Below are 696 nucleotides of genomic sequence, written 5' to 3'. Positions count from 1 at the left end.
GTTCTGGCCGCCCTGCTCGTCATCGGCGCCGCGCGGGGTGCGGTTCTCCGAGGCGCCGGGGCGCTTGGCGATGCCATGCGAAATGTAGTTGACCGCGTCGTAGCGGGTCATCTGCTGTTCCTGCAGGAAATAGGCGGCATGGCTCTCACGCTCGGCGAAGATCGCGACGAGCACGTTGGCGCCGGAGACCTCCTCGCGGCCGGACGACTGTACATGGATGACGGCGCGCTGGATGACGCGCTGGAAACCGGCGGTGGGCTTGGAATCCTCGTCATAGCCGGTAACGAGGTTGTCGAGCTCGGTGTCGATATAGGTGAGAACCGTGTGTTTCAATTCGTCGAGGTCGACGTTGCAGGCGCGCATGACGGCAGCTGCCTCGGTGTCGTCGATCAGGGCGAGCAGCAGGTGTTCAAGGGTTGCATATTCATGATGCCGCTCATTGGCGAGCGTCAGCGCCTGATGTAGCGCCTTTTCCAGGCCTTGGGAGAAAGCCGGCATGTTACCTCACTTCTTCTCCATCACGCATTGCAGCGGATGCTGATTCTGTCGGGCGAAATCCATGACCTGGGACACTTTGGTCTCGGCCACCTCGAATGTATAGACCCCGCACTCGCCCACTCCATGATTGTGAACATGAAGCATGATGCGTGTGGCGGCTTCGCGGTCCTTCTGAAAAAAACGCTCCAGCACGTGGAC

The 696-nt window shown here is 60.5% G+C and carries 2 protein-coding genes; both read right to left on the bottom strand.

Features of this window, described 5'->3' with window-relative positions; translation table 11 throughout:
• The coding region (locus tag EOA33_RS37585) for a Clp protease N-terminal domain-containing protein (protein WP_281033609.1) at positions 1-498 on the bottom strand (498 nt) is incomplete at its 3' end.
• A gap of 6 nt (positions 499-504) precedes the next feature.
• Positions 505-696, bottom strand: a 192-nt coding sequence (locus EOA33_RS37580) for an ATP-dependent Clp protease adaptor ClpS (RefSeq protein WP_190234533.1), incomplete at its 5' end; no start/stop codon positions are given.

The organism is Mesorhizobium sp. M4A.F.Ca.ET.050.02.1.1, from assembly GCF_003997725.1.
Taxonomy (GTDB): Bacteria; Pseudomonadota; Alphaproteobacteria; order Rhizobiales; family Rhizobiaceae; genus Mesorhizobium.
This window is presented reverse-complemented; position numbering and strand designations above follow the sequence as displayed.